This window comes from Curtobacterium sp. RIT-PI-V, from assembly GCF_025642935.1.
In the GTDB taxonomy this organism is placed as follows: domain Bacteria; phylum Actinomycetota; class Actinomycetes; order Actinomycetales; family Microbacteriaceae; genus Curtobacterium.
The window spans coordinates 17509-41967 of the sequence record NZ_JANZKM010000028.1 but is presented as its reverse complement, the minus strand read 5'-3'; the positions used below and the strand labels follow the sequence as shown (position 1 = coordinate 41967).

General features: G+C 71.9%; 24 protein-coding genes. 13 read left to right on the top strand and 11 right to left on the bottom strand.

Features of this window, described 5'->3' with window-relative positions; all coding sequences use genetic code 11:
• Positions 1-194: 194 nt before the first annotated feature.
• The gene (locus OGL88_RS15075) at positions 195-893 is read left to right on the top strand and encodes a FadR/GntR family transcriptional regulator (RefSeq protein ID WP_205462559.1); all 699 of its coding nucleotides are present in this window, start codon (positions 195-197) and stop codon (positions 891-893) included.
• Between the two features lie 358 nt (positions 894-1251).
• On the opposite strand, the gene OGL88_RS15070 is transcribed toward OGL88_RS15075, so the two are convergent.
• The 5 genes from OGL88_RS15070 to OGL88_RS15050 all read right to left on the bottom strand — a co-directional run bounded on the left by OGL88_RS15070 (position 1252) and on the right by OGL88_RS15050 (position 4643).
• Positions 1252-1854, bottom strand: a complete 603-nt coding sequence (locus OGL88_RS15070; RefSeq protein ID WP_111086403.1) for a GNAT family N-acetyltransferase — start codon at positions 1852-1854, stop codon at positions 1252-1254.
• Positions 1855-1863: 9 nt separating this feature from the next.
• Positions 1864-2547, bottom strand: coding sequence for a uracil-DNA glycosylase (locus OGL88_RS15065; RefSeq protein WP_263091955.1), 684 nt, complete (start codon positions 2545-2547; stop codon positions 1864-1866).
• 5 nt (positions 2548-2552) lie between these two features.
• The gene (locus tag OGL88_RS15060; RefSeq protein WP_205462560.1) at positions 2553-3272 is read right to left on the bottom strand and encodes a Type 1 glutamine amidotransferase-like domain-containing protein; all 720 of its coding nucleotides are present in this window, start codon (positions 3270-3272) and stop codon (positions 2553-2555) included.
• Positions 3269-3802, bottom strand: a complete 534-nt coding sequence (locus OGL88_RS15055) for a phosphoribosyltransferase (protein ID WP_173168683.1) — start codon at positions 3800-3802, stop codon at positions 3269-3271. The genes OGL88_RS15060 and OGL88_RS15055 overlap by 4 nt, the downstream gene beginning before the upstream one ends.
• A gap of 67 nt (positions 3803-3869) precedes the next feature.
• A complete protein-coding gene (locus OGL88_RS15050; protein WP_263091954.1) occupies positions 3870-4643 on the bottom strand; it encodes an SDR family oxidoreductase in 774 nt (257 codons plus the stop codon).
• A gap of 123 nt (positions 4644-4766) precedes the next feature.
• Between OGL88_RS15050 and OGL88_RS15045 the strand changes: the two genes are divergently transcribed.
• The 6 genes from OGL88_RS15045 to OGL88_RS15020 all read left to right on the top strand — a co-directional run bounded on the left by OGL88_RS15045 (position 4767) and on the right by OGL88_RS15020 (position 12517).
• The gene (locus tag OGL88_RS15045; protein ID WP_263091953.1) at positions 4767-5858 is read left to right on the top strand and encodes an acyltransferase family protein; all 1092 of its coding nucleotides are present in this window, start codon (positions 4767-4769) and stop codon (positions 5856-5858) included.
• Between the two features lie 348 nt (positions 5859-6206).
• Positions 6207-7538: a bifunctional o-acetylhomoserine/o-acetylserine sulfhydrylase gene (locus OGL88_RS15040; protein WP_123312349.1), complete on the top strand. Its 1332-nt coding sequence runs from the start codon at positions 6207-6209 to the stop codon at positions 7536-7538.
• Positions 7539-7804: 266 nt separating this feature from the next.
• Complete coding sequence (gene metX / locus OGL88_RS15035; RefSeq protein WP_263091952.1) at positions 7805-9007, top strand: homoserine O-acetyltransferase MetX; 1203 nt, start codon at positions 7805-7807, stop codon at positions 9005-9007.
• 271 nt (positions 9008-9278) lie between these two features.
• Complete coding sequence (locus tag OGL88_RS15030) at positions 9279-10436, top strand: sensor histidine kinase (RefSeq protein WP_263091951.1); 1158 nt, start codon at positions 9279-9281, stop codon at positions 10434-10436.
• Complete coding sequence (locus OGL88_RS15025; RefSeq protein WP_263091950.1) at positions 10433-11758, top strand: hypothetical protein; 1326 nt, start codon at positions 10433-10435, stop codon at positions 11756-11758. The genes OGL88_RS15030 and OGL88_RS15025 overlap by 4 nt, the downstream gene beginning before the upstream one ends.
• A gap of 87 nt (positions 11759-11845) precedes the next feature.
• Positions 11846-12517 (top strand): response regulator transcription factor, encoded by a 672-nt coding sequence (locus OGL88_RS15020; protein WP_111086410.1) that lies wholly within the window; start codon positions 11846-11848, stop codon positions 12515-12517.
• Positions 12518-12850: 333 nt separating this feature from the next.
• Here the strand turns inward: OGL88_RS15020 and OGL88_RS15015 are convergent, their stop codons facing one another.
• Positions 12851-14104, bottom strand: coding sequence for an MFS transporter (locus OGL88_RS15015; protein WP_263091949.1), 1254 nt, complete (start codon positions 14102-14104; stop codon positions 12851-12853).
• A 306-nt stretch (positions 14105-14410) separates the two neighbouring features.
• A complete protein-coding gene (locus OGL88_RS15010; protein ID WP_205462566.1) occupies positions 14411-14596 on the bottom strand; it encodes a hypothetical protein in 186 nt (61 codons plus the stop codon).
• A 91-nt stretch (positions 14597-14687) separates the two neighbouring features.
• Between OGL88_RS15010 and OGL88_RS15005 the strand changes: the two genes are divergently transcribed.
• A complete protein-coding gene (locus OGL88_RS15005) occupies positions 14688-14915 on the top strand; it encodes a hypothetical protein (RefSeq protein WP_263091948.1) in 228 nt (75 codons plus the stop codon).
• A gap of 42 nt (positions 14916-14957) precedes the next feature.
• On the opposite strand, the gene OGL88_RS15000 is transcribed toward OGL88_RS15005, so the two are convergent.
• Positions 14958-15266 (bottom strand): thiamine-binding protein, encoded by a 309-nt coding sequence (locus OGL88_RS15000; protein WP_263091947.1) that lies wholly within the window; start codon positions 15264-15266, stop codon positions 14958-14960.
• The gene (locus OGL88_RS14995) at positions 15263-16528 is read right to left on the bottom strand and encodes a hypothetical protein (RefSeq protein WP_263091946.1); all 1266 of its coding nucleotides are present in this window, start codon (positions 16526-16528) and stop codon (positions 15263-15265) included. The genes OGL88_RS15000 and OGL88_RS14995 overlap by 4 nt, the downstream gene beginning before the upstream one ends.
• 105 nt (positions 16529-16633) lie before the next feature.
• Here OGL88_RS14995 and OGL88_RS14990 point away from each other — a divergent pair, with 105 nt between their 5' ends.
• Complete coding sequence (locus OGL88_RS14990) at positions 16634-17344, top strand: YceI family protein (protein ID WP_263091945.1); 711 nt, start codon at positions 16634-16636, stop codon at positions 17342-17344.
• A gap of 264 nt (positions 17345-17608) precedes the next feature.
• Here OGL88_RS14990 and OGL88_RS14985 read toward each other — a convergent pair whose 3' ends face one another.
• Positions 17609-18469 (bottom strand): ADP-dependent NAD(P)H-hydrate dehydratase, encoded by an 861-nt coding sequence (locus OGL88_RS14985; RefSeq protein ID WP_263091944.1) that lies wholly within the window; start codon positions 18467-18469, stop codon positions 17609-17611.
• A 24-nt stretch (positions 18470-18493) separates the two neighbouring features.
• Between OGL88_RS14985 and OGL88_RS14980 the strand changes: the two genes are divergently transcribed.
• The 4 genes from OGL88_RS14980 to OGL88_RS14965 all read left to right on the top strand — a co-directional run bounded on the left by OGL88_RS14980 (position 18494) and on the right by OGL88_RS14965 (position 22769).
• Complete coding sequence (locus OGL88_RS14980) at positions 18494-19126, top strand: HAD family hydrolase (RefSeq protein WP_263091943.1); 633 nt, start codon at positions 18494-18496, stop codon at positions 19124-19126.
• Positions 19127-19136: 10 nt separating this feature from the next.
• Complete coding sequence (locus OGL88_RS14975; protein ID WP_263091942.1) at positions 19137-20219, top strand: NADH:flavin oxidoreductase/NADH oxidase; 1083 nt, start codon at positions 19137-19139, stop codon at positions 20217-20219.
• A 157-nt stretch (positions 20220-20376) separates the two neighbouring features.
• Complete coding sequence (locus OGL88_RS14970; protein ID WP_263091941.1) at positions 20377-21735, top strand: hemolysin family protein; 1359 nt, start codon at positions 20377-20379, stop codon at positions 21733-21735.
• The gene (locus OGL88_RS14965) at positions 21732-22769 is read left to right on the top strand and encodes a hemolysin family protein (RefSeq protein WP_111086420.1); all 1038 of its coding nucleotides are present in this window, start codon (positions 21732-21734) and stop codon (positions 22767-22769) included. The genes OGL88_RS14970 and OGL88_RS14965 overlap by 4 nt, the downstream gene beginning before the upstream one ends.
• Positions 22770-22864: 95 nt before the next feature.
• On the opposite strand, the gene OGL88_RS14960 is transcribed toward OGL88_RS14965, so the two are convergent.
• Positions 22865-24304 (bottom strand): GuaB1 family IMP dehydrogenase-related protein, encoded by a 1440-nt coding sequence (locus OGL88_RS14960; protein WP_123312335.1) that lies wholly within the window; start codon positions 24302-24304, stop codon positions 22865-22867.
• Positions 24305-24459: the final 155 nt, after the last annotated feature.

The window sequence follows — 24459 nt, the reverse complement described above, 5'->3', positions numbered from 1 at the left end:
CCTGGAGCCGCTGCCGCGCGGCTCCGTCGCCTTCGTGTCGAGAGTGGCTGGCGCTGCAGGTGCCGACCCTCAATAATCTGATTAATCAGACTATACGACGATCCGCCGCGCGCCATCCGCCCTCGGACGCAGTCTGCCGTTTCGATGGGACCGACGTCACGTCGACCGCGCCACCCGTACTGCATGGAGGAACGATGCCCCCGGCCCGAGGACTCCACGCCCACGTGCTCGACGCCCTCGGGCAGCGGATCGTCGACGGCGCGCTCGAGCCCGGCACGGTGGTCCGCCCCGAGCTCGTGGCGGACGAGTTCGGCGTGTCCCGGTCGGTCGTGCGCGAGGCGCTCCGCGTCCTGCAGTCGCTCGGGCTCGTCGAACCCCGACAGCGCGTCGGCACGCAGGTGCTCGGCATCGGGTCGTGGGAACTGCTCGCTCCGACGGTCATCCGGTGGCGGGGCGCCTCGCCCGCCTACTTCGTGCAGCAGCGGGAACTGCTCGAGCTGCGACTCGGCGTCGAACCCGTCGCGGCGTCGCTCACCGCCGGCGGCTCCGGGGCGGCCGCCGTCCTCGACGCCGCGCAGGACATGCTCGCCGCCTGCGCGCGCGAGGACAGCCGCGCGTACCTCGAGGCCGACGTCCGCTTCCACCGCGCCCTGCTCACCGGCTCCGGCAACGCCGTCTTCGCGCACTTCGCCGGCACCGTCGAGGCGCTGCTGCGCACCCGCACGTCGGAGTCGCGCGACACCATCACGCGCTGGACGCGCGAGGCAGCACTCCGCCACGAGGCCGTCGGGCGCGCGCTCGTCGCGGGCGACGGGGCCGCCGCGGCGGCCGCGACGACGGCGCTCGTCGGCGTCACGCGCGACGAGTTCATCGCCGAGGCCCCGCGCGGCTGACCGCGGCTGGGCCGCGGTGCGGGGCGAGTCGGGGTCCCGGTGCCGAAGGTCGCCGGGGTCCCGGTCCTGTCGATCGCCGGGGTTCCACGACATGCCGCGCGCTGATCGCCGCGGTTCCGCAGGACGCGCGATCGCGCGCTGAGATGTGCGGATTTCGGAACCTCGCGCGCCCGAGACGCGACCGAAGGGCGGACGGGAGGCCCGTGGCGACGCGACCACGGGCCTCCCGTCCGACGGCCGCCCGGGTTCCACGACATGCCGCGCGCTGATCGCCGAGGTTCCGCAGGACGCGCGATCGCGCGCCGAGATGCGCGGATTCCGGAACCTCGGCGCAGGCCGCCGGACGCGCCGCCCGGCGCTACCTGCGCGCGAAGAGGCGGGGACCGCGCAACCGCAGGCGCATCGTCACCGTGCCGAGCCACCGGTCGTACTTGTAGCCGACCTTGCCCATCCGGCCGACCTCCTCGAAGCCGAGCCGCTCGTGCAGGCGGATCGAGGCCTCGGCCTGCCGGTCGGCGATCACGGCGACGACCTCGCGGACCCCGGCGGACCGACATTCGTCGAGCAGGGCCTCCATGAGCGCACGGCCCAGCCCCTTGCCACCCGAGGCCGCTCCGAGGTAGATCGAGTCCTCGACCACCCGGTTCGACCGGTCGCGCGGGTTCCAGGCGTCCACGAGCGCGTAGCCGAGGATCTGTCCGGCGGGGTTCTCGGCCACCAGGAAGGGCAGCTTGCGCTTCCGGATGTCGTCGTAGCGCTGCTTCCACCGGGCGAAGGTGAACGCCGACGGGTCGAAGGTCACCGACGAGTTGCGGACGTAGTGCGTGTGGATCTCGCGCACGTCGGGCAGGTCGCTCGCCTCGGCAGCACGGATCCGGTACTCGAAGGCGGTCTCGCTCGCCGGCCGGGCACGCAGGTGCCGCGGCAGGACCCGCCGTCGCTGGTATTCCTCCTCGAGCACGTGCCGAGCCTACTGAGCGGGCAGCGACCAGTCGACCGGTGCCGCGCCCTGTTCCTGCAGCAGCTCGTTGACCTGCGAGAACGGCCGGCTGCCGAAGAAGCCCCGCGACGCGCTCAACGGGCTCGGGTGCGCCGACGCCACCACCGGGGTGTCGCCGAGCAGCGGCCGGACGGACGCGGCCTGTGCACCCCAGAGCACGGCGACGAGCGGGGTCCCCCGGGCGACGAGTGCGCGGACCGCCTGGTCGGTGACGGTCTCCCAGCCCTTGCCGCGGTGACTGCCGGCGTCGCCCGCGCGGACCGTGAGCACACGGTTGAGCAGCAGCACGCCCTGGTCCGACCACGCACGCAGGTCACCGTGCGCCGGCGGGGTCACGCCGACGTCGGCGCCGAGCTCCTTGTAGATGTTCGCCAGGCTGCGCGGCACCGGACGGACCGCTGGGTCGACGGCGAACGACAGCCCGATCGGGTGGCCCGGCGTCGGGTAGGGGTCCTGCCCCACCACGAGCACCTTCACGGCGTCGAAGGGCGTGGTGAAGGCCCGGAGCACGTCGGCGCCGGCCGGCAGGTAGGTGCGGCCGGCCGCTGTCTCGTCACGGAGCCAGGCACCCATGCGGTGCACATCGGCCTCGACCGGAGCGAGCGCCGACGCCCAGCCCGGGTCGACCAGGTCGGCGAGCGGTCGTGGTTCCACCACGGCTACGCGCCCATCGTGGCGACGGCCACCGACTCCTCGCCGGCCATGACCCGCCAGACGCTGCCGGTACCCCGGACCTCGAGCGCGCCCTCGCCGACGACGAGGGCGGTGTCCTCGTCGATCGCCAGGCCAGCGGTGACGAACTCGGCTTCGGCGCTCGCGATCAGGCGGGCGAGGGTGCCGGCCTGCACCGCGTGGACGTCGATGGTCAGGTCGACCAGGCCGAGGCCTTCGCGGAGTTCGACCTCGTCGAGGCCCTCGGAGGCCTCCTCGGGGCAGATCTCGACGCCGCCGATGCGCCAGCCGCCCACGAGCGCGCGGTCGGCGGCGATCATCGCGCCGGCCGAGTAGCCCAGGTAGGGCAAGCCGTCGGCGACGAGCAACCGGAGCTGGTCGACGAGCGGGGCGATCGCGCCCAGGTAGTCGGGGGTGACGCCGCCACCGACGACGAGCGCGTCGACGTCGCTCAGGACGGTCGTGTCGAACACCTGGCCGGCCGCGACCTCGGTGACGACGACCTCGGCCGCGCGGGCACCACCGAGCACCTCGGCGATGTCGGCGGTCGACGACGGACTGCCGCCGTCCGGACCGGCGACGGAGAGCAGGGCGATGCGCGGGACCGTCCGGCCGACGGCCGCCGAGCGTGCGGTGGCCTCGGCGAGGAAGGGCGCTGCGGCGTCCGAGGCGGCGAAGAGTCCGCCGCCGACGAGGTGGATGCTCACGACTCGGCCGTCACCGGTGCGAGGGCGCTCCACGGGAACGTGATCCAGCCGTCGACCCGGCGCCACACGTGGTCGGGCTCGAGGACGGTGCCGGGCTTCGAGTACAGGCAGGCGCTGCGGACGTCGGCCCCGGCGTTCCGGATGATGTCGACCACCAGGCGCAGGGTCCGGCCGGAGTCCGACACGTCGTCGACGACGAGCACGCGCTTGCCTGCCAGGCTCGGGGCGTCGAGCGCGGGTGCGAGCACGACGGGCTCGTCCAGGCGCTGCTCGACGTCGGTGTAGAACTCGACGTTGATCGAGCCGCACTCCTTGGTGCCGAGCGCGTAGGCCACGGCACCGGCGATGATCAGCCCGCCGCGGGCGACGGCGACGACGACCTCGGGCTCGAAGCCGGAGGACAGCACGTCCTTCGCGAGCAGGCGTGCGGCGTCACCGAACTCCAGCCATCCGAGCACCTCGGGCCCGCTCGTCACGGTCACGGTCGACTGAGCCGGGGCCGTGGGCTCGGGTTCGCTGCTGATCGGCATCCGACCACGGTACCGGCAGGGACCCCGCGGCCGCGACCCGTCGTCACCGCCCGGGCGCTGCGCGGGATCAGCGCGGCGTGAGCGTCCCGCGCGCGAGCTTGTGCTGCGCCGACTGCGCGACCGGCCGGATCGTGACCAGGTCGAGGTTCACGTGCGGCGGCAGTTCCACCGCGTGCACGATCGCCTCGGCGACGTCGTCGGCCACGAGCGGGTCCGGCACGTCGTCGTAGACCGCAGCGGCCTTCTGCTCGTCGCCGCGGAAGCGGGTGAGCGCGAACTCGTCGGTCTTCACCAGGCCGGGGGCGATCTCGACGACGCGGATCGGTTCGCCGTTCAGCTCGAGCCGGAGTGCGCCGACCAGGGCGTGCTCGGCGAACTTCGCGGCGTTGTAGCCACCGCCGTTCTCGTACGCCACGAAGCCGGCCGTGCTCGTCACCGTGACGATGTCCGCTCCCCCGGTGTCGCGCGCACGGTCCCGCAGGTGCGGCAGCAGCGCTGCGACGACGCGCTTCGTGCCGATCACGTTCACCTCGAACATGGCCCGCCAGTCGTCGACGTCGGACTCCTCGACGCTAGCCGAGCCGAACGCGCCGCCGGCGTTGTTCACGAGGACGTCGGCGCCGCCGAGCTCGGCGACGCGGGCGGTGAGCGCCTCGACGTCGGCAGCACTCGTGATGTCCGCCACCAGGACGTCGGCCCCGGTCTCCGCGGCGAGCGCCTCGAGCTTCGACTCCCGGCGTGCGACGGCGAGCACGTCCCAGCCCCGCGAGCGGAACAGCCGGACGGTGGCCGCCCCGATGCCCGAGCTCGCTCCGGTGACGACTGCGCGCCGTGCTGCCATGTGATCTGCCTCCTGCGTCGGTGACCAGGACGTGTGGTGGCCTGGTCCGACCACCGTACCGAGCGGGACCGTTCCCGCACCGCGCCGGGCCGTCCAGGTCACGATCCGGTAACGTGACCGACGATGACGACGGATGCCGCCCCTCCCGCACCCTCGGCCCCGGCGACGCAGCTCGAACCCGGCCGGGCGCCGCGCCGTATCCCGATGTGGGACACCGCGCGGTTCATCGCGGTGACCCTCGTGGTGATCGGCCACGCGATCCAGCGCCAGACGACTGCGAGCGACCACGCCCTGGCGCTCTACACGTTCATCTACGCGTTCCACATGCCCGCGTTCGGTGTGATCAGCGGCTACTTCTCGTCGGCCGACACCCCGACGGCGAAGCGCATGCGCCGGACGATCACCGACATCGTCGTGCCGTACATCATCATGCAGACGATATGGACGGTGGTGCAGGGCATCGTCGAGGGCGGCAAGGACTTCAACCCGACGCAGCCGACCTGGACCCTGTGGTTCCTGCTCGCCCTCGGCATCTTCAAGCTGATCCTGCCGTACCTGGCGCAGCTGCGGTGGCCGCTGTTCTGGGCCGTCGTGTTCAGCATCGGCGTCGGCTACTTCGACAACGTGGACTCGACGCTGTCCCTCTCGCGGGCGATCAGCCTGCTGCCGTTCTTCCTGCTCGGGTGGCAGGTCAAGCAGTGGGGGCTCTTCGACCGCTGGTACGAGGCCTCGCGTCGCACCGTCGTCCGGGTGCGCGTCGCCGCCGGAGCCGTGTTCGCGGCGTGGGCCGTGTCGTGCGCGGTGTGGATCCCGCAGTTCAAGGAGTTCGACCTGCACCACTGGTTCTTCTACGACGACTCGTACTCGGGTCTCGGCGAGGACGCCTGGTGGGCCGGTGCCGTGCGCTTCGGCCTGATGCTGCTCGCGACGCTGCTGACCGCGTCGTTCCTGGTGCTCATCCCCCGCCGGAACATCTGGCTCACGCAGTTCGGTGCGGCGACGATGTACGTGTACCTGCTGCACACGTTCGTGCTCTACCCGATCCGCGAGTCCGGCGTGCTCGCCGGTCCGCACTCCGCGTGGCCGTTCGTGCTCCTGATGGTCGCGATCGCCTGCGCGGTCAGCCTCTTCCTGGCGCAGCCCTTCGTGCGCCGCGGGATGCGCTGGCTGCTGGAACCGAACGTCCGCTGGCTGTTCCGCCGCGACGCGGCGTAGCGGTGCCACCTCGCACCGTGCGCGTTCCTCCGGCCGGTGCGAGCTTGCCCGTTCGGTGCGGCGCGGCAGCGCCGCACCGAACCACCGACCTCGCACCGTCCGACGGTGACAGCGCGGTGCGGACGGACGGAAGGGAGGCCCGTGGCGCGTCGGGCGTGCGCGTTACGTCCGAAGGCGGGTGCGGTGGTGCGGGCCCCGCCACCTGCGTACCGTGACACCCGACGCAACGCAGCATCCCCACCGGGCACGGCCGACCAGCCGCTGGCGCGTCTGCTCGGGACCGGCCGGCGTGGCCCCCTCGAGCTCACCCGAACCCATCACCCAGCCGCACCGGACAGGAGCACCAAGATGACCGAGCACGACGCCGCGCAGTGGCGGTTCGAGACCACGCAGGTCCACGCCGGGGCACAGCCGGACCCGACCACGGGTGCCCGCGCCACCCCGATCTACAAGACGACCTCGTACGTCTTCGCGAACTCGGACGAGGCCCGCGACCTGTTCGCCCTCGCCAAGCCGGGCAACATCTACTCGCGCATCATGAACCCGACGAACGACGTCGTGGAGCAGCGCATCGCGGCACTCGAGGGCGGCAGCGGCGCACTCCTCGTGGCGTCCGGTCAGGCGGCGGAGACCTACGCCGTGCTGAACATCGCCGGTGCGGGCGACCACATCGTGTCGTCGTCGTCGATCTACGGCGGCACGTACAACCTGTTCAAGTACACGCTGGCGAAGCTCGGCATCGAGACCACGTTCGTCGAGGACCAGGACGACCTCGAGGAGTGGCGCCGCGCCGTCCGCCCGAACACGAAGCTCTTCTTCGCCGAGACCATCGGCAACCCGAAGATCAACGTCCTCGACATCACCGGCGTCAGCGACGTCGCACACGAGTCCGGCGTCCCGCTGATCGTCGACAACACGATCGCGACGCCCTACCTCATCCGTCCGTTCGAGCACGGGGCCGACATCGTCGTGCACTCGGCGACGAAGTTCCTCGGCGGCCACGGCACCGTCATCGGCGGCATCATCGTCGACGGCGGGAAGTTCGCCTGGTCGCAGCACCCGGACAAGTTCCCGGAGTTCAACACGCCCGACCCGTCGTACCACGGCGCGGTCTTCGCCGAGGCCGTCGGCAACGAGCTCGCCTACATCGTGAAGGCCCGCGTGCAGCTGCTCCGCGACCTCGGGGCGTCGAACTCGGCGGACACCGCGTTCGCGCTGCTGCAGGGCATCGAGACCCTGTCGCTCCGCATCGAGCGCCACGTGTCGAACGCCCAGGAGATCGCCGAGTGGCTCGACCGGCACCCGGACGTCGCGACCGTCGCCTACGCCGGACTGCCGACGTCGCCCTGGTACGCCGCGGCGAACCGGTACGCGCCGAAGGGCGTCGGCGCCGTGCTGTCGTTCGAGCTCAAGGGCGGCGTGCCCGCGGGAAAGGCGTTCGTCGACAACCTGCAGCTGTTCTCGCACCTGGCGAACATCGGTGACGTGCGCTCGCTCGTGATCCACCCGGCGTCGACCACGCACTCGCAGCTCACGCCCGAGCAGCAGCTCACCACCGGGGTCACGCCGGGCCTGGTGCGCCTGTCCGTCGGCATCGAGAACATCGAGGACCTGAAGGCCGACCTCGAGGCCGGGCTCGCCGCGGCCCGAGCGGTCTCGCAGGAGGGCCAGCGCGCGTAGCGTTCGCTCGAGCAGCGAGGCACGACGCGCTCGATGCCTGTGCATGTTGCGACGTCCCACGAGTCGATCGACTCGTGGGACGTCGCTCGTTGCGCACGCATCCGGTGCGTGCGCATGGTGCGACGATCCACGAGTCGAACAACGCGCACGATGTCGGAACATGCGCACGCACGCAAACGGCGAGCGCGGCCCGGGACCCGGCCACGGGGCGGACGTGACGTAACACGGCGGCGGTGACCCGCGCCTCCCGGCAGACTGGACGGACCATGGACTGGCAGACGACCCCCGAGGACTCCGTGCCGTCCACCCTGGTGCCCGGTGCCGAACTCGGCACCCTCGGCAAGCCGCCGGTCACCGGCGCCTGGCGCCCCGGCGACCACCCGGGTGCGCGCCACTTCGCATCGCTCGGCGAGCAGTGGGTGCGCGGCGGGCGACTGCCGGCCGTGCGCGTGGCGTACGAGTCGTGGGGCACGCTCAACGCGGCGCGCGACAACGCCGTCCTGCTGTTCCACGCACTGACCGGCGACTCGCACGTCGCCGGGGCACCCGGTCCGGGGCACCGCACCGCCGGCTGGTGGGGCGACGTCGTCGGCCCCGGCCTCGCGATCGACACCGACCACTGGTTCGTGATCGCGCCCAACATGCTCGGCGGCTGCCAGGGCACCACCGGGCCGTCGTCGGTGGCACCCACCGGGGTCGAGTGGGGCTCGCGCTTCCCGTTCGTCACCGTGCGCGACCAGGTCGAAGTGCAGCGCCAACTCGCCGACCGACTCGGCATCGACGTGTTCGCGGCCGTCGTCGGCGGATCGATGGGCGGGATGCACGCGCTCGAGTTCGCGGTGTCGCACCCCGCACGCGTCCAGCGGCTGGCGGTGCTGGCCTCGACGGCGCAGACGACGGCGGACCAGATCGCGGCGAACTCCCTGCAGCGCTCGGCGATCCAGATGGACCCGGCGTTCGCGGGCGGCGACTACTACGAGGCCGACGCCGGCGAGGGCCCGCACCGCGGGCTGGCGCTCGCGCGGCGGATGGCGTTGATGACCTACCGGGCGTCGGACGAGCTGAACGGCCGGTTCGCCCGGTCGTGGCAGAGCGACGTGTCCCCGCTCGGCGACGACGGGCGGTTCTCGGTCGAGAGCTACCTCGACTTCCACGGCAACAAGTTCACCCGGCGCTTCGACGCGTCGTCGTACATCACCCTCACGCACGCGATGGACTCCCACGACGTCGGGGCCGGTCGGGGCGGTGTCGGGGCTGCACTCGAACTCGTGACGGCCCGCACGCTCGTGGTGGGGATCTCGAGCGACCGACTGTTCCCGATCGAGGACCAGCACCGGATCGCCGCAGGGGTGCCGGACACGCTCGACGGCGACACGGCCGCGGTGATCGAGAGCGAGTTCGGGCACGACGGGTTCCTCATCGAGCACGAGCAGGTCGGCGCGCACCTGCGGCGGTTGCTCGACGACTGAGCGCGACACGGCGTGCACGGCGCGGCGCGCGCGGCACAGCGCGCGTGACACGGCGCGCACGGCACCCGCGGCGGGACGGCGGCGCGCGCGGCACCCGCGACACCCGCGGCAGGACGGCGGCACGCGCGGCGTGCACGGCACGGCGCGCCGAACACCCCCCAACGGGTGTCGCCCGTGGTTGGATGGCTGCGAGCCCGGACTGAACGAGGCTCGGTTTCCCCGCACGACCCGCACGACCCGTCACACCAGCTCGTCACCAACCAGGACATCGATGGAATTCATCGCACAGGAACGCGACCGCTTGCTGCGGGCGACGACCCGTGTCGTGGGCATCGTCTGCGCGCTCATCAGCGTCGTCGGCGTGGTCTCCGCCGCCGCCGTCCCTGCCCTGCCGCTCGTGGGCGCCCTGCTGTGCATCGCCGCGATGGTGGCGGCGTTCGTGTTCTTCGGCCGCAGCGGCACCGTGTGGTGGACCGCCGCCATCCTCGTCACGGGGCTCGCCTCGCTCGCGCTCCTGTTCTCCGGGGTGGACGAGTCGGTCCGCCCGCTCGTCGCCAGCGCCGTCATGACGCTCGCGGGCGGTTCCCTCTCCGCACCGTTGATGGCGCAGCGCGGGCACCCCGTTGGCCTCGGACTCACCATCGCCGCGGGTGGCGTCGTCGTGGTCGTGATGGTCTGGGCAACCGGCACGGTCCTGTCGACGCCCGTCAGCGGCGCCCTGCTCGGCTGGGTGCTCATCGCGGTCGTGGCCGTCTGGATCTCGCGCAGCATCCCCCGCGTCGCCCGACGGATCTACAGCATCGGCACCGCGCACCGCGCCGAACGCCAGGCCAGCGAGACCGAGGCACAGCGGCGGCAGGGTGCGCGGCTGCTGCACGACACGGTCCTCGCGACGCTCACGCTCCTCGCACACTCCGGTGTCGGGGTCTCCGAGCAGGCCATGCGCGAGCAGGCCGCCGAGGACGCCCGGCTCCTGCGCCACCTGCGACTCGGCGCGACCCCGCAGCCGTCGCAGTCGGGCGACTACTCACTCACCCGCGAAGAGGAGTCGCCGCTCGGCCAGACCCTCGAGTCGGTGAAGCAGCGCTTCGGGCGGATGGGCCTCGAGGTCAGCTGGCACGGCACCGGTCAGGTGCTGCTGCCGTCGCACGTGCTCGACGCGTTCCTGCTGGCGCTCGGCGAGTGCCTCGAGAACGTCCGCCGGCACGCCGGTGTCGGCGAGGCGCACGTCACGATCGTCCACGACAACGACATGGTGCGCGCCATGGTCACGGACTCCGGCGTCGGGTTCGACCTGACCACCGTCAGCGCCGAACGACTCGGCTTCAAGGAGAGCGTCGTGAGCCGCCTGCGCGAGGTCGGCGGCGACGCCAAGCTCTTCTCCGCGCCGGGTTCCGGCACCACCGTCGTCCTGGAGGCACCGCGATGACCCGGGTCCCCGAGGACACCATCAGCCGGGGCCTGCCGGGCGAGTCGACCGGCCAGCAACCGCCCCGCACCCGCCGCGAGGCGCGCGAGCGCTACCGCACCAGCGAGCGTCGGCAGGCCCGCGGGCTCCCCTCGACCTCGACCGGCGCACGGTCGCTCCGCCAGGCCGCCAAGCCCGGCGCCTCGCTCGGAGCCGGGTACCTCGGCCTCGGCGCCGCGGTGCTCACCGCGATCGAGGCCGTCTCCGGCATCGTGTACTTCCTGGTCCGCTGGTCCGACTTCTCCGACCCGTGGTTGCCCGCAGCCGCCTGGATGCTCTACATCGTCGCCGCGGTCGGTGTCGGCCTGAGCGTGCTGACCTACGGCGAGCGGCTGACCGGGCTGGCCTTCGTGCTGATCTGCGTGGTGCTCGCGTGTGTCGTGACCCTCGACTTCATCGGGATCTGGCCCGAGCACGACATCGCCCACACCGCGTCGGCGTCGATCGCCGCGGGCTTCGCACTGTTGCCGATCGCGACGCTCCGGCCGGCCCGCGAGGTCGCCGCCGCCATCGCGGTGCTCGGTCTGGCGTTCATCGGCATGAGCGTCGCCTCGACCCCGATCACCAACGACACGCTGCCGGGCATCGTGTCCCTGCTGGCCTTGGTCGTCGTGCCGCCGTCGATCGCCCTGTACGTCGTGCAGCGGTTCCGGCAGCTCGTGCAGCGGGAACTCGACCGGGTGCTCGTGCAGAGCAACGTGCAGGCGCCGCAGTTCGCCGTCGGCATGCTCGCCTCGGACGAGCTCGCCCGACTCGACCTGGCCGCCGAGAAGCTGCTCGACGCCGTCGCGAACGGCACCGATCCCCTGCCGCTGTCAGACGCCTCGAGTTCCGTCGCCGCCTCGCTCGCGACCGAGCTCCGCCTGCACCTCATCGAGGGCCGACGCGAGACCTGGCTGTACCACGCGATCACGGAGTCCGACCACCTCGGGCGTTCGGTGAGCGTCGCCGATCCGGGTGCCCTCGCCGGACACCTCACCCCCGCCCAGCGCGACGGACTGCTGCAGGCCCTGTGGCAGATGGTCGGCGACGGCCGCACCGCCACCCCCGGTCTGCCGGTCGTCTCGGTCACGCTCGGCCCGGTCGGGTCCGACGGCCACCCCGTCACCGACGAGCGGATGGACGTGCCGGTCGTGATCGAGTCCCGCGGCGTCCAGCGCCGACGCCTCGGCCCCACCGCCTGGAGTGCCCTGCAGCGCATCGGTCCGTACACCGAGACCGTCCGCGACGGCGCGCTCCACATCGTCGCCCACTGCGTCGTGGACCGACATCCGTCGATGTAGCTGCCGGACACCCGGACAGCCTGCCCGTGCCACGTGCCCCTCCCTCCTAGGATCGGGCACGAACTGCCCCCGAGAAAGGACGCCCGCATGGCGACTCCAGAGGAACCCATCCGACTCGCACTCGTCGACGACCACAGGATGCTCCTCGGTGCGCTCACGGAGTGGATCCGGAGCGCCGCCGACGACATCACGCTGGTGGCCGCCGTCACGACCTGGCCCGAGCTCCTGACGAGCCCGGCGTTCCCGGTGGACGTGGTGCTGCTCGACCTGGACCTCAAGGACTCCATCCCGGTGTCGCTGAAGATCTCGACGCTCAAGACCGCCGGCGTGAAGACCGTCGTGATGAGCACCTACTCGGAGCCGAACGTGGTGCGCGAGGCCCTGGCGGCCGGTGCCCTCGGCTACCTGGTGAAGAGCGAGGACGCGGACATGATCGTCGAGGCGATCCGTTCCGCCCAGCGCGGTGAGCAGTACGTCTCCGCCGAGCTCGACCTGGCCATCAACAGCGGCGACGTCGGCGGCGTCCCGAAGCTCAGCGCCCAGGAGCGTCGCGTCATGGCGCTCTACGGCGGTGGCGAGCCCGTGAAGAGCGTCGCCTACCAGCTCGGCATCTCCGAGGAGACCGCGAAGAGCTACCTCAAGCGCATCCGCGAGAAGTACCGCGTCGCGGGCTTCGACGTGGGCACGAAGGTGGCGCTCCGGAAGCGGGCGATCACCGACGGCATCATCGTGCAGGACGGCGGCCCACTGGGTCTGTAGCGCGCGGCGCACGCGCGGCCCATGCCCGCTTCGTGAGCAGCAATGGTCGGGTCCCATCACGGAACCCGACCATTGCTGCTCACCATGGGCGGTCTGCCGCACACCACATCGGACGGGAGGCCCGTGGCGGCGTCGCGACGGGCCTCCCGTCCGATGGGTGGGCACGCCCACCGCGCGGGGTCAGGCGATCGGGACCGGCCTGCGGTCCGTGCCGCTGCAGCGACACTCTGCCGCCGATGCCGGCGGTCCCTTCCGCCGAAGCGACAGTCTGCCGCGAACAGTTCGCGGCAGAGTGCCGCTTTCGCGAACCGCGCTGGCGGCGCCCGCGCGCGATCAGTGGATGGGGACGGGCGCGGTGATCGGGCCGGTGCTCGGCGACGGGGAGCGCAGGGTGGTGCGACGCTCGACCGAGTAGCTGACCATCGTGACGAGGACGCCGAGCAGCGCGAGGACGATGCCGAGCCAGCCCGGTGCGACGAACCCGAAGCCGGCCGCGATGACCGCACCACCGAGTGCCGCGCCGAGCGAGTTGCCGATGTTGAACGCCGAGTGGTTGAGCGCCGCGGCGATCGTCCGGGCGTCGCCGGCGACGTCCATCAGCCTCGACTGCACCGCCGGCGGGATCGCCGACGAGGTGGCCCCGAGCAGGAACGCGCCGAGGAGCATGCCCCAGAGCCACTGCGCGGTCAGCACCGTGATCAGGAGCGCACCGATGAGCGAGAACATGCCGAAGTAGATCGTGCGCTTCACACTGTGGTCGGCGAGGTGTCCGCCCAGGATGCCGCCGACGACCATGCCGATGCCCACGACCACCAGGACGATCGGCACGAACGACTCGGGCATGCCGGTGACGTGCTGCACGAGCGGCGAGATGTACGAGTAGACGGCGAAGAACCCACCGAACCCGACGGCGCCGAGGCCCATCACGATCCAGACCTGCGGCACACGGAAGGCGCGGAGCTCCCGGCCGATCGTCGCGTGCTCGTCACGGGCGCTCTTCGGCACGAAGGCCGCGACGGCGAGGAACGTGAGCGCGAACAGTGCGGCGACGACGCCGTAGGCGATCCGCCAGCCGGCGAGCTGCCCGACCCAGGTGATCGCGGGGACACCGACGACGTTCGCGACCGACAGGCCGAGCAGCACCATCGCGATGCCCTTGCCGCGCTTGCCCGGGCCCATCATGTCGCCGGCGACGATCGAGGCGATGCCGAAGTACGCGCCGTGCGGCAGGCCGGCGACGAAGCGGGCCACGAGCACCAGGCCGAACGACGGCAGCAGGGCGCTCGCGACCGTCGCGAGGACGAACCCGACGAGCAGCACGAGGATCAGGCCCTTGCGCGGGAACCTCGCCGACATCGCCGCGATGGTGGGGGCACCGACGACGACCCCGAGGGCGTAGGCACTGACGAGCCAGCCCGCGTGCGCGATACCGGCGTCCGGGTCGAGGCCGTACTGCTGCGGCAGCAGCGCCTGCGCGATGTTCGGCAGCAGGCCCATCGCGACGAACTCGGTCGACCCGATGGCGAAGCCGCCGAGGGCGAGCGAGATGAGCGCGGCGGTGCGACGCGCAGGCGTGAGCTGTGACATGGGGCCTGTTCTCGGACGACGTCCTGCACGGGCGGCGTCGGATCGGGGTGTCGGCTGGACGGTGTCGCCTGGGCGACGGTGGTGACGGAGGCGTCCCGCGGTCGTCGCAGCGCACGTGCCGATCGGCAGCGCGGCCACGCCCGATCGGGGTGCCGGTCCGGGTTCAGCAGCGAACGGGACGGTCCGGGTGGCGACGACCATCCGGTCCGAGCAGTGTAGACCGCTCCAAAGGCCGAACGGAAGCCCGGCGACCCGAGCCAGCTCGGTCCGCCGGGACGGACGCCGTCATGACCGAAGGGGACGGCCTCAGGCTGCCTGACGCTCCGTGTGGGCAGGACGCGTCGATGCGGGCGCGAGTTCGGGGAGCTCGTCACGGTGCGTCCAGCCGACGCCGCACTCGGCGCACGTGGCCCAGGCGTTCTCGCCCTGTTCGTCCGTGTCGATGACGACCGTTCGCAGGTCGCAGTCAGGGCACCAGCCGTCGTGGATCATCACGCGCTCCTCGTCGTCTCGGGGCCACCGGACGTGGCTCGATACGGGCCATGAGACACCCGACCACCGACATCCGCGGGAGGGCGTCGGCGTGTCGCGCCGGCCCTCGATGTTCAATGAGCACGCGACGCTCACCGCCACCGTGCTCGCTTCGTGCCGCGCCGGTGCGCCCGCGAACTGCGAGGACGCCACCGACCCGATGGGCATGGTCATCGTGCTCATCGCCGTACTCGCCGGCACCGCGCTGCTCACCGTGTTCGTGGTGCTCGGACCGGACCTCCGCCGTCGAACCCGGGCACGGCGGCGCGACAAGCGCTGAGCGCGGAGCGCGGAGCCGAGCGCGGCCGCCGAGCGCTGATCGCTACTCGCCGAGCGCCGCTTCGAGCCGCTCGAGCTTGCCGTCGATCTCGCCGGTGTGCCCTGGTCGGATGTCGGCCTTGAGCACGAGCGACACCCGCGTACCGTAGGCGCCCACGGCCTCGGTGGCGCGCTTGACGACGTCCATGACCTCGTCCCACTCCCCCTCGAGTTCGGTGAACATCGACGACGTCCGGTTCGGCAGGCCGCTCTCGCGGACCACCCGCACGGCCGCGGCGACGGCATCGTGCACGGAGCCGTCCGCCTGATCGGAGGGACCACCGGACGGAGCAACGGAGAAGGCGACGATCATGCGTCCATCCTGCCCGCGCCCCGGCCCATCCGCACGAGCTCGACCACCGTCCACGCAAGGACCGCCACCTCGAGCACGTTCCGCAGCGTCAGCACCACGAGCATCCACGGCTGCAGCGTGAGCACCTGGTCGTAGTACGCCGGGTAGATCAGTTGTGTCAGCACAGCGGTGGGCAGTGCGGCGATCGCGATCGGCACGAACCGGCGCACACTCGGCGTCCCGGCGGCGAGCCCCCACACGATCGGCACGGCGAGCCACCCGATGTACTGCGGGGACCCGACCTTGTTGGTGGCGATGAGCGCGGCGACGAACAGCAGCGCGAGCACGGGCGCGAGCTCGGCCCGACGGGCGCCGCGGCGGGCTGCCCACAGCGCGAGCACCATACCGGCGACGAACACGAGGGCCATCAGCGGCGTCGAGACCGCGGCAGCGGCGTGCGTGCCGGCACCGGAGACCTCGAACGTCAGGATCTGCTGGTTGTAGAACACGGCCGCGCCCGGCGCCCCGAACGCCGCCGCCCACATGAACGGCGTCGCGAGCGGCGACTCGATCTGCAACGCGCGCCCGGTCTGCTCCCCGATGAACGACAGCAGGTACGGTGCACCACCCCAGAGCACGTCGACGAGCACGATCAGCGCGCTGAGCACGAGCGCCCCCGACAGCACGCCGCGGCGGTGCCCCCTGCGCAGGAGCAGCAGCACGGCGACGAGCGCAGCCGGCCAGACCTTCGTCCAGGCGCCGGCCGTGAACAGCGCCGAGGCGACCGCCGGCCGCGAGGCGACGAAGGCCACGCCGACCAACGCGAACACCGTCGCCACCGTGTCGATGCGGCCGAGCGCGATCGGCCCGAGTGCGAGCAGGAAGGCGAGCCACCACCACACGACCCGCACGCCACGCGACGACGAGCCGTCCGCTCGCGAGCCGAACGCGCCACGCGCCCGGAACCGCCACAGGAATGCGCACGCCACGGCGTCGAGCAGCACCATCAACAGCAGCCACCCGGAGCCGATCGACGCGATCCCGCCGAGTGCTGCGGCGGCCATCGGCACGATCGCCAGGATCGGGTAGACCCACTCGCCGTCGATCCCGACCCAGAAGTCCGCGCTCCGCCCGGTCTCGATCCACCGGCTGTAGGTGATGGTGACGTCGCCGAGGGGGAGGTTCGCCGAGACCGCGGTCAGCCACCACAGCGCCGCGTGCACGGCGGCGAACGCCAGGACGAACCCGACGCGTTCGATCCACGGGTTCCCGGTCCTCAACACCGGACGAGCGTACCGGCAGGGAACGCACCCGAACCGGCAGCGAACGCACCCGGACCGGCTGAGAATCCCAGGCTCCCCCAACCATGACGTGTCACCGTCTTGCTCGTGACCACCGAAACCCCGCGCGGGCGCCGCAAGGCCGTCATCTGGATCTCCGTCATCGCCGCCGTCGTCGTGCTCGGCGTCATCGGGGCGATCGTCGCGACCAACGTCTACACGAGCAACGAGAACGCGAAGGCGTCGGCGGCACCGTCCGTGGCCGCCAGCCGCGAGGCCTCCACCCTCGACGACGCCGACCTGTCCGGCGAGTGGACGGTCGGCGGCGACTCCGAGGCCGGCTACCGCCTGCACGAGGTCCTCAACGGCTCCGACGTGACCGTCACGGGCCGCACCGACAGCGTCTCCGGCAGCGCGACCGTCGACGGCACGAGCATCACGAAGGCGACGATCACGGTGCAGGTCGCCGACATCGCCACCGACTCGGACCAGCGCGACTCGTACTTCCGCGACTCCGCGATGGACACCTCCGCTTTCCCCGAGGCCACGTTCGAACTCGCCGAGCCGATCACCGACGCGGTCCCGAGCGGCTCGGACACGACGACGGTCACCGCGACCGGCAAGCTCACGCTGCACGGGGTCACGAAGGACGTCACCGCCGACCTGCAGGTCGGCCTGAACGGCGACGGCGTCGACATCTCCGGCTCGATCCCGGTCACGTTCTCGGACTACGGCGTGCAGGCGCCGAGCCTCGGCTTCGTGAAGGTCGACGACTCCGGCACGGTCGAGTTCCTGGTGCACGCGACCCCCGCGAGCTGACGTCCGCGACGCGCGTCACGCCCGCGACGTGCGCGACAGGCGGACGGGAGGCCCGTGGCGGCCCCGCCACGGGCCTCCCGTCCGTCCCCGCTCGCGTTCCAGGCCGCGCCGCCTCGCGCATGCGTGCGCATGTTGCGACCTTCCACCCGTCGAACCGGTGGTGTCCCGTCGGAACATGCGCACGAACCCGTTGCGTGCGCATCTTCCGACAGAACACGCGTCGATCGCCTCGTGCATCGTCGGAAGATGCATGCGCACCGACCGCTACCCGCGCGCGTCGCCGTCCACGACCAGGTCCCGCACGACCCCGGGCAGCTCGGCGATGAGCCCCGTCATCGGGAACGGCCCGCCACCGGACGCCCGCCGCGCCGCGAGCCCGTGCACCACCGCGGCCGACGCGGCCAGGTGCGCGAGGTCCGACGGCGTCAGCGACGACCCCGCAGCCTCGACGGAACCCTGCCGCGACGCCACGAGCGCGCCGAGCACCCCGCCGAGCACGTCCCCGGCACCGGCCGCCGCGAGCCACGGCGTCGCCGACGACGCCACGAGCCGCACCGATCCGTCCGGCGTGACAACGTGCGTGCGCTCGCCCTTGAGCAGGACGACGCTGCCGGTCTGCTCGGCGGCACGGAGCGCCGCGGCGGCGGGATCCTGCTCGATCGACTCGCGGGCGACGCCGAGCAAGGACGCGAGCTCGCCCGCGTGCGGGGTCAGGACGGCGAGCGGCCCGAGGTCGACGAGCGGGATCGCGCCCGCGTCGACCACGACCGGGACGCCGTCGTCCGAAGCGTGCATGAAGGCCGAGGCGGTCGTGTCGTCCAGGTCGCCCAGCGACGACGCCGAGATGCCCGAGCCGACGAGCCAGGCCTGCACCCGACCGACGCCGGCGACGGACTCGGGGCGACGCGCCAGGACGTGGTCCGACGCCCGCGACGGCCCGACGTAGCGGACCATGCCGACACCGGTGTGGACCGCGGCGTCGACCCCGAGCACCGCGGCACCCGGGTACTGGTCGGAGCCGGTCGCGATGCCGAGAACTCCACGGCGGTACTTGGTGGACTCCCCTGTCGGCGCGGTCACCCACGCGGCGGCATCGGACGGCTGGACGGGCACGAAGTCGTTCACCGGCCCCACGTTACGGTGGAGCGCATGAGCCTGTTCCTGCCTGGTCGCGTGGTGGTCTTCGACTACGGCGAGGTGATCAGCCGGACGCCGCACGCGTCGCGCGATGCCCTCGTCGAGCTGACCGGGGTGCCCGCCGACGAACTGTTCCCCGTCTACCAGGAGCTCCGTCACGACCTCGACCGCGGCGACCTGTCCGTCGTGGCGTACTGGCGGGCCATCGGCGAGCGCGTCGGGCGCACCTGGAGCATCACGGACATCCACCGGCTCTGGGCCGTCGACTTCACGGGCTGGTTCGAGGTCGAGCCGGAGACCCTGGCGATCGTCGAGGAGCTGCACGACGCCGGCACCCGGGTGGCGCTGCTGTCGAACGCCGGCTTCGACTTCGGTGACCCGTACCGACGCTCCCCGATGGGCTCGCTGTTCGAGACGGTGGTGGTGAGCGCCGAGGAGCAGGTCCTGAAGCCCGACGCATCCATCTACCGCGACACGTGCGCGCGTCTGGGAATCGAGCCGCAGCAGATGGTGTTCGTGGACAACAGGGCCGAGAACGCCACCGGCGCGGAAGCGATCGGGGCGGTCGGCCACCACTACACGTCGTCGGCGTCACTGCGGTCGTTCCTGACGGAACTCGCGGTCGAGCCGGCGCCCGTCCCCTGAGGAGTCCCGCGTGACGCACGCCCTGTTCGAGCCGATCACCATCCGCGACCTGACGGTCCGCAACCGCATCTGGGTCTCCCCGATGTGCCAGTACTCGGCCGAGGAGCAGGACGGCGTGCCGACCGCGTGGCACCTCGTCCACCTGGGCGGCTTCGCCAAGGGCGGTGCCGGTCTGGTCGTCGTCGAGGCGACCGGCGTGGTGCCGGAGGGCCGGATCAGCCCGCAGGACCTCGGGCTCTGGAACGACCAGCAGCGCGACGCCTTCAAGCCGATCGTCGACTTCCTGCACGCGCAGGGCGCTGCCGCCGGTGTCCAGCTCGCCCACGCCGGCCGCAAGGCGTCGACGTTCCGACCGTGGGAGTCCACGCACGGTTCGGTCCCCGCCGACCAGGGCGGCTGGTCCACCGTCGCGCCGTCCGCCGTGGCCTTCGACGGCTACGCGGTCCCGCGCGAGCTGGAGACCGAGGACATCCGGGTCGTCGCACTGGCGTTCGCGCAGTCCGCTCGCCGCGCCGTCGAGGCCGGGTTCGACCTGGTCGAGATCCACGCCGCCCACGGGTACCTTCTGCACCAGTTCCTCTCGCCGCTGAGCAACCACCGCACCGACCAGTACGGCGGATCGCTCGAGCACCGTGCCCGGGCGCTGCTCGAGGTCGTCGACGCCGTCCGTGCCGAGGTCGGCGAGGGCTTCCCGATCGTCGTGCGGTTCTCGGCGACCGACTGGGTGGACGGCGGGCTCACGCTCGACGAGACCACGCAGGTCGCCCGGTGGGCTGCGGAGCACGGCGCGGACCTGGCCGACGTCTCGACCGGCGGCAACGTCGCGAGCGCGCCGATCCCGGTCGGCCCCGGCTACCAGGTGCCGCACGCCGCGGCGATCAAGCGCGACGCCGGCATCGGCACCATCGCGGTCGGCATGATCTCCGAGGGGTTCCAGGCCGAGCAGATCGTCGCGACCGGCCAGGCCGACGTGGTGATGGTGGGCCGCGAGTTCCTGCGCGACCCGGGGTTCCCGCTGCGCGTGGCCGTCGAGCTCGGCGTGACCGTCGACTACGAGCCGCAGCAGTACCACCGCGCGCGGGTCACGGCGTAGACGCGCGGCCTTCCTGAACGGATTCTCGGTCGGCCCCTCGGGCAGGCAGTACGATTGGCAGCACTGTGGACGATCCCCCGAATAGTTCTTCGCCTCACTCATCCGCCGCTCACTCGGTGAGCTGCACGTCATCCCCGTGCGCGGACGGGGGTGAATCATGAGTCCGATCGACATCGTCATGCTCGTCGGCGGCATCCTGCTGACACTCGGCACCGGCGTCTTCGTCGCGTCCGAGTTCGCGCTGGTCAACCTCGACCGCGCCGACGTCGAAGCGCGTCGCGACCGCGGTGAGCCGGGCCTGGCACCCGTCATCGGGGCGTTGAAGGTCACCTCGACGCACCTGTCGAGTGCGCAGCTCGGCATCACGCTGACCACGCTGCTCACCGGCTACCTGCTCGAGCCGTCCATCGCGAAGCTGCTCGAGGCGCCGTTCCTGGCGATGAACCTGCCCGAGGGCATCGTCGAGACCGTCGGATCGATCATCGCGCTCGTCATCGCGACCCTGCTGTCGATGATCCTCGGCGAGCTCGTGCCGAAGAACTTCGCGCTCGCGCTTCCACTGCAGACCGCGAAGCTCGTCGTGCCGTTGCAGATCGCCTTCACGACCGTGTTCAAGCCGGCGGTCGCAGTGCTCAACGGCACCGCGAACGCCGTGCTGCGGTCGATCGGCATCGAGCCGCAAGAGGAACTGTCCGGTGCTCGCAGCGCCGAGGAGCTCACCTCGCTGCTCCGCCGTTCGGCGTCCGAGGGGTCGCTCGAGCAGGACACCGCGACGCTCCTCCAGCGGACGATCTCGTTCTCGGAGCTCAGCGCCAGCGACGTCATGACGCCACGCCCGCGGCTCTCGACCATCCGGGTGTCCGAGTCCGCGCAGGACGTCATCGCCCTCGCCCGCAAGACCGGCTTCAGCCGCTTCCCCGTCATCGAGGAGGACGCGGACGACGTCGTCGGCATCGTGCACGTCAAGCAGGCCGTCGCCGTCCCCCGCGAGAAGCGCCCGGAGGTCCCCGTCGGTGCACTCATGACCGATGCCGAACGCGTGCCCGAGACGATGCCGGGCGACACCCTGCTCGCCGAGGTCCGCGGCCGCGGCTACCAGATGGTCATCGTGGTCGACGAGTACGGCGGCACCGCCGGGGTCGTCACGCTCGAGGACCTCATCGAGGAGATCGTCGGCGAGGTCTCCGACGAGCACGACCGCGCGCGCATCGACGTGGTCCGCTCCCGCGACTGGCTGACCTTTCCCGGTCTCCTGCGTCCCGACGAGCTCGAGGACCGCGCCGGCGTGAAGGTGCCGGAGGACGGCCCGTACGAGACCGTCGGCGGCTTCCTCATGTCCACGCTCGGCCGCCTGCCAGTCGTCGGTGACGAGGTCCCGCTCGACGGCGGCGTCTTCCGGGTCGAACGCCTGGACGGCCGCCGGATCGACCGCATCCGCTGGACCCCGACGCCCCCGCCGACGGACACCGCGGCGACCGCCATCATCATCCCCGCCACGAAGGGCAGTACCCGATGAGCTCCGACTGGTGGGGTATCTTCTGGCTCTTCGTGCTGCTGCTCGGCAACGCGTACTTCGTCGCCGCCGAGTTCGCCGTCATCTCCGCCCGCCGCTCCCAGATCGAACCGCGCGCAGAAGAAGGCTCGAAGGCCGCGCAGATGACCCTGTGGGCCATGGAGCACGCCACCCGCATGCTCGCGACCACGCAGCTCGGCATCACGGTCTGCTCGCTGCTCATCCTGAACGTCTCCGAGCCGGCGATCCACCACCTGCTCGAGGTCCCGCTGCACCTGACGGGCTGGAGCGTCGAGGTCATCGGCACCGTGGCGTTCGTGATCACGCTGCTGCTCGTCTCGTTCCTGCACGTGGTGTTCGGCGAGATGGTCCCGAAGAACATCTCGTTCTCGATGCCGGACCGGGCAGCACTGCTGCTCGTGCCGACGCTCTGGTACATCGGCCACGGCCTGCACTGGGTCATCGTCGGCCTGAACGAGGTCGCGAACGCCGTGCTGCGCCTGTTCCGCGTCGAACCCAAGGACGAAGCCGTCAGCGCCTTCACGGTGGAAGAGGTGCAGACCATCGTGGAGCAGTCCCGCCGCGAGGGCACCCTCACCGACGACGGCAAGCTCGCCCTGGCGTTCGAGTTCACCGAGAAGAAGGTCCGCGACGTCGCCGTGCCGATGGCCGAGCTCGTCACCCTGCCCGAGGACGCCACCCCGGCGGACGTCGAGCGTGCGGTGGCGCAGCGCGGGTTCTCGCGGTACGTGCTCGTCGGCGAGGACGGCTCCCCCACGGGCTACGTGCACGTGAAGGACGTCATCGACCTGCGGCCGGACGAGTTCGACGACCCGGTGCCGCCGAAGCGCATCCGCCAGCTCATCTCGCTCTACACGGAGATGGACCTGGAGGACGCCCTGGCCACCATGCGGGCCGCGGGCCGCCACGTCGCGCGGGCGTTCGACGCCGACGGCCGGACCCTCGGTGTGCTCTTCCTCGAGGACATCCTCGAGGAGCTCGTCGGCGAGGTCGAGGACGCGACCCGGCGCCGGTAGACGCGGGAACAGACGGACGGGAGGCACGGCGCCAGCTGGCACCGTGCCTCCCGTCCGTTCGTGGTCGCGACCAGGGCCGCGCCCGCCTGCGCGCGCTACCAGCTGACGGGGAGCGGCTTGCCCTCTTCGTAGCCGGCGGCGGACTGGATGCCGACCAGGGCACGCTCGGAGAACTCGGCGAGCGACGCGGCGCCCGCGTAGGTGGCGGAGCTCCGGACGCCCGTGGTGATCATGTCGAGCAGGTCCTCGACGCTCGGGCGCTCCGGGTCGAGGTAGATCGTCGACGACGAGATCCCCTCGGCGAAGAGCTCCTTGCGGGCCCGCTCGTACGGGTCGAGCCGCTCGAAGCGCTCGCGGACGGCCTTGGCGGACGCCATGCCCCAGCTCTCCTTGTAGGCCTTGCCGGCGGCGTCGCGACGGAGCACACCCGGCGCTTCGAGGGTGCCGGCGAACCACGAGCCGATCATCACGGCCGAGGCGCCGGCCGCCAGTGCCAGGGCGACGTCGCGCGGGTAGCGGACCCCGCCGTCGGCCCAGACGTGCGCGCCGAGCGACCGGGCGGCGGCTGCGGTCTCGAGCACGGCGGAGAACTGCGGCCGACCGACGGCGGTCATCATGCGCGTGGTGCACATGGCGCCGGGTCCGACACCGACCTTGATGATGTCCGCGCCCGCGTCGACGAGGTGGGCGACGGCGTCGGCGGTGACGACGTTGCCGGCGACGAGCGGGATGCCGAGCCGCAGTGCGGCGACGGTGCGGAGCGCGCGGAGCATGCCCTCTTGGTGTCCGTGCGCCGTGTCGAGCACGAGCACGTCGACCCCGGCGGCGGCGAGGGCCTGCGCCTTGGCAGCGACGTCGCCGTTGATGCCGATCGCGGCCGCGACGCGCAGACGACCCGACGCGTCGACGGCCGGCGTGTAGATGTCGGAGCGGATGGCACTGGTCCGGCTCGTGGTGCCGACGACCTTGCCGTGCCGCACGACGGGCGCGAAGTCGACCTCGGCGCCGCTCAGCACGTCGTAGACGTGGCGGGGTGTGCCGGCGTCCTCGGCGTCGATCGCGGTCGAGGCGCCGTGCAGCAGGTCGCCGAGCGTCGCGTCTGGGCCGGCGTCGCCGAGCCGGCTGGCGGGGACGCACCCGAGGTACTCTCCGGCGGCGTCGCGGACCACCACGCCCCGACCGGCGACGGGCAGCAGTTGCTCGAGCGCCTCGGCGACGGTGGTGGACGAGCCCATGTCGTAGGCGGTGTCGTAGTCGACCGGCTGGTCCTTCACCCAGCGGATCGCGGCGTCGAGGTCCTGCAGGTGCATGTCCTGCGGCAGGACGCCGAGGCCCCCGCGCCGGGCCAGGGTCGCGGCGAGACGCGGACCGGTGACCGAGTTCATGTTGGCGCTCACGATCGGGATCGTCGCACCGCTGCCGTCGTTCGAGGCGAGGTCGACGTCGAAGCGGCTCGTCACGCCGGAACGGCTCGGGACGAGGAAGACGTCGGAGTAGGTCAGGTCGTGTGTCGGCCGCGTCTCGTAGAACCTCATGCGCCCCACTGTACGGCTCCGCCCGGAGGCCGGACCGGGCCCCGACTCGCGCCGCGGCTGACACCGAACGGACATGTGCGAGCGGCTAGGCTTGGCACCTGTGCGGGGCAGGGTTGCACCGCACGACACACACGAGCATCTATCGACGGAGAGTG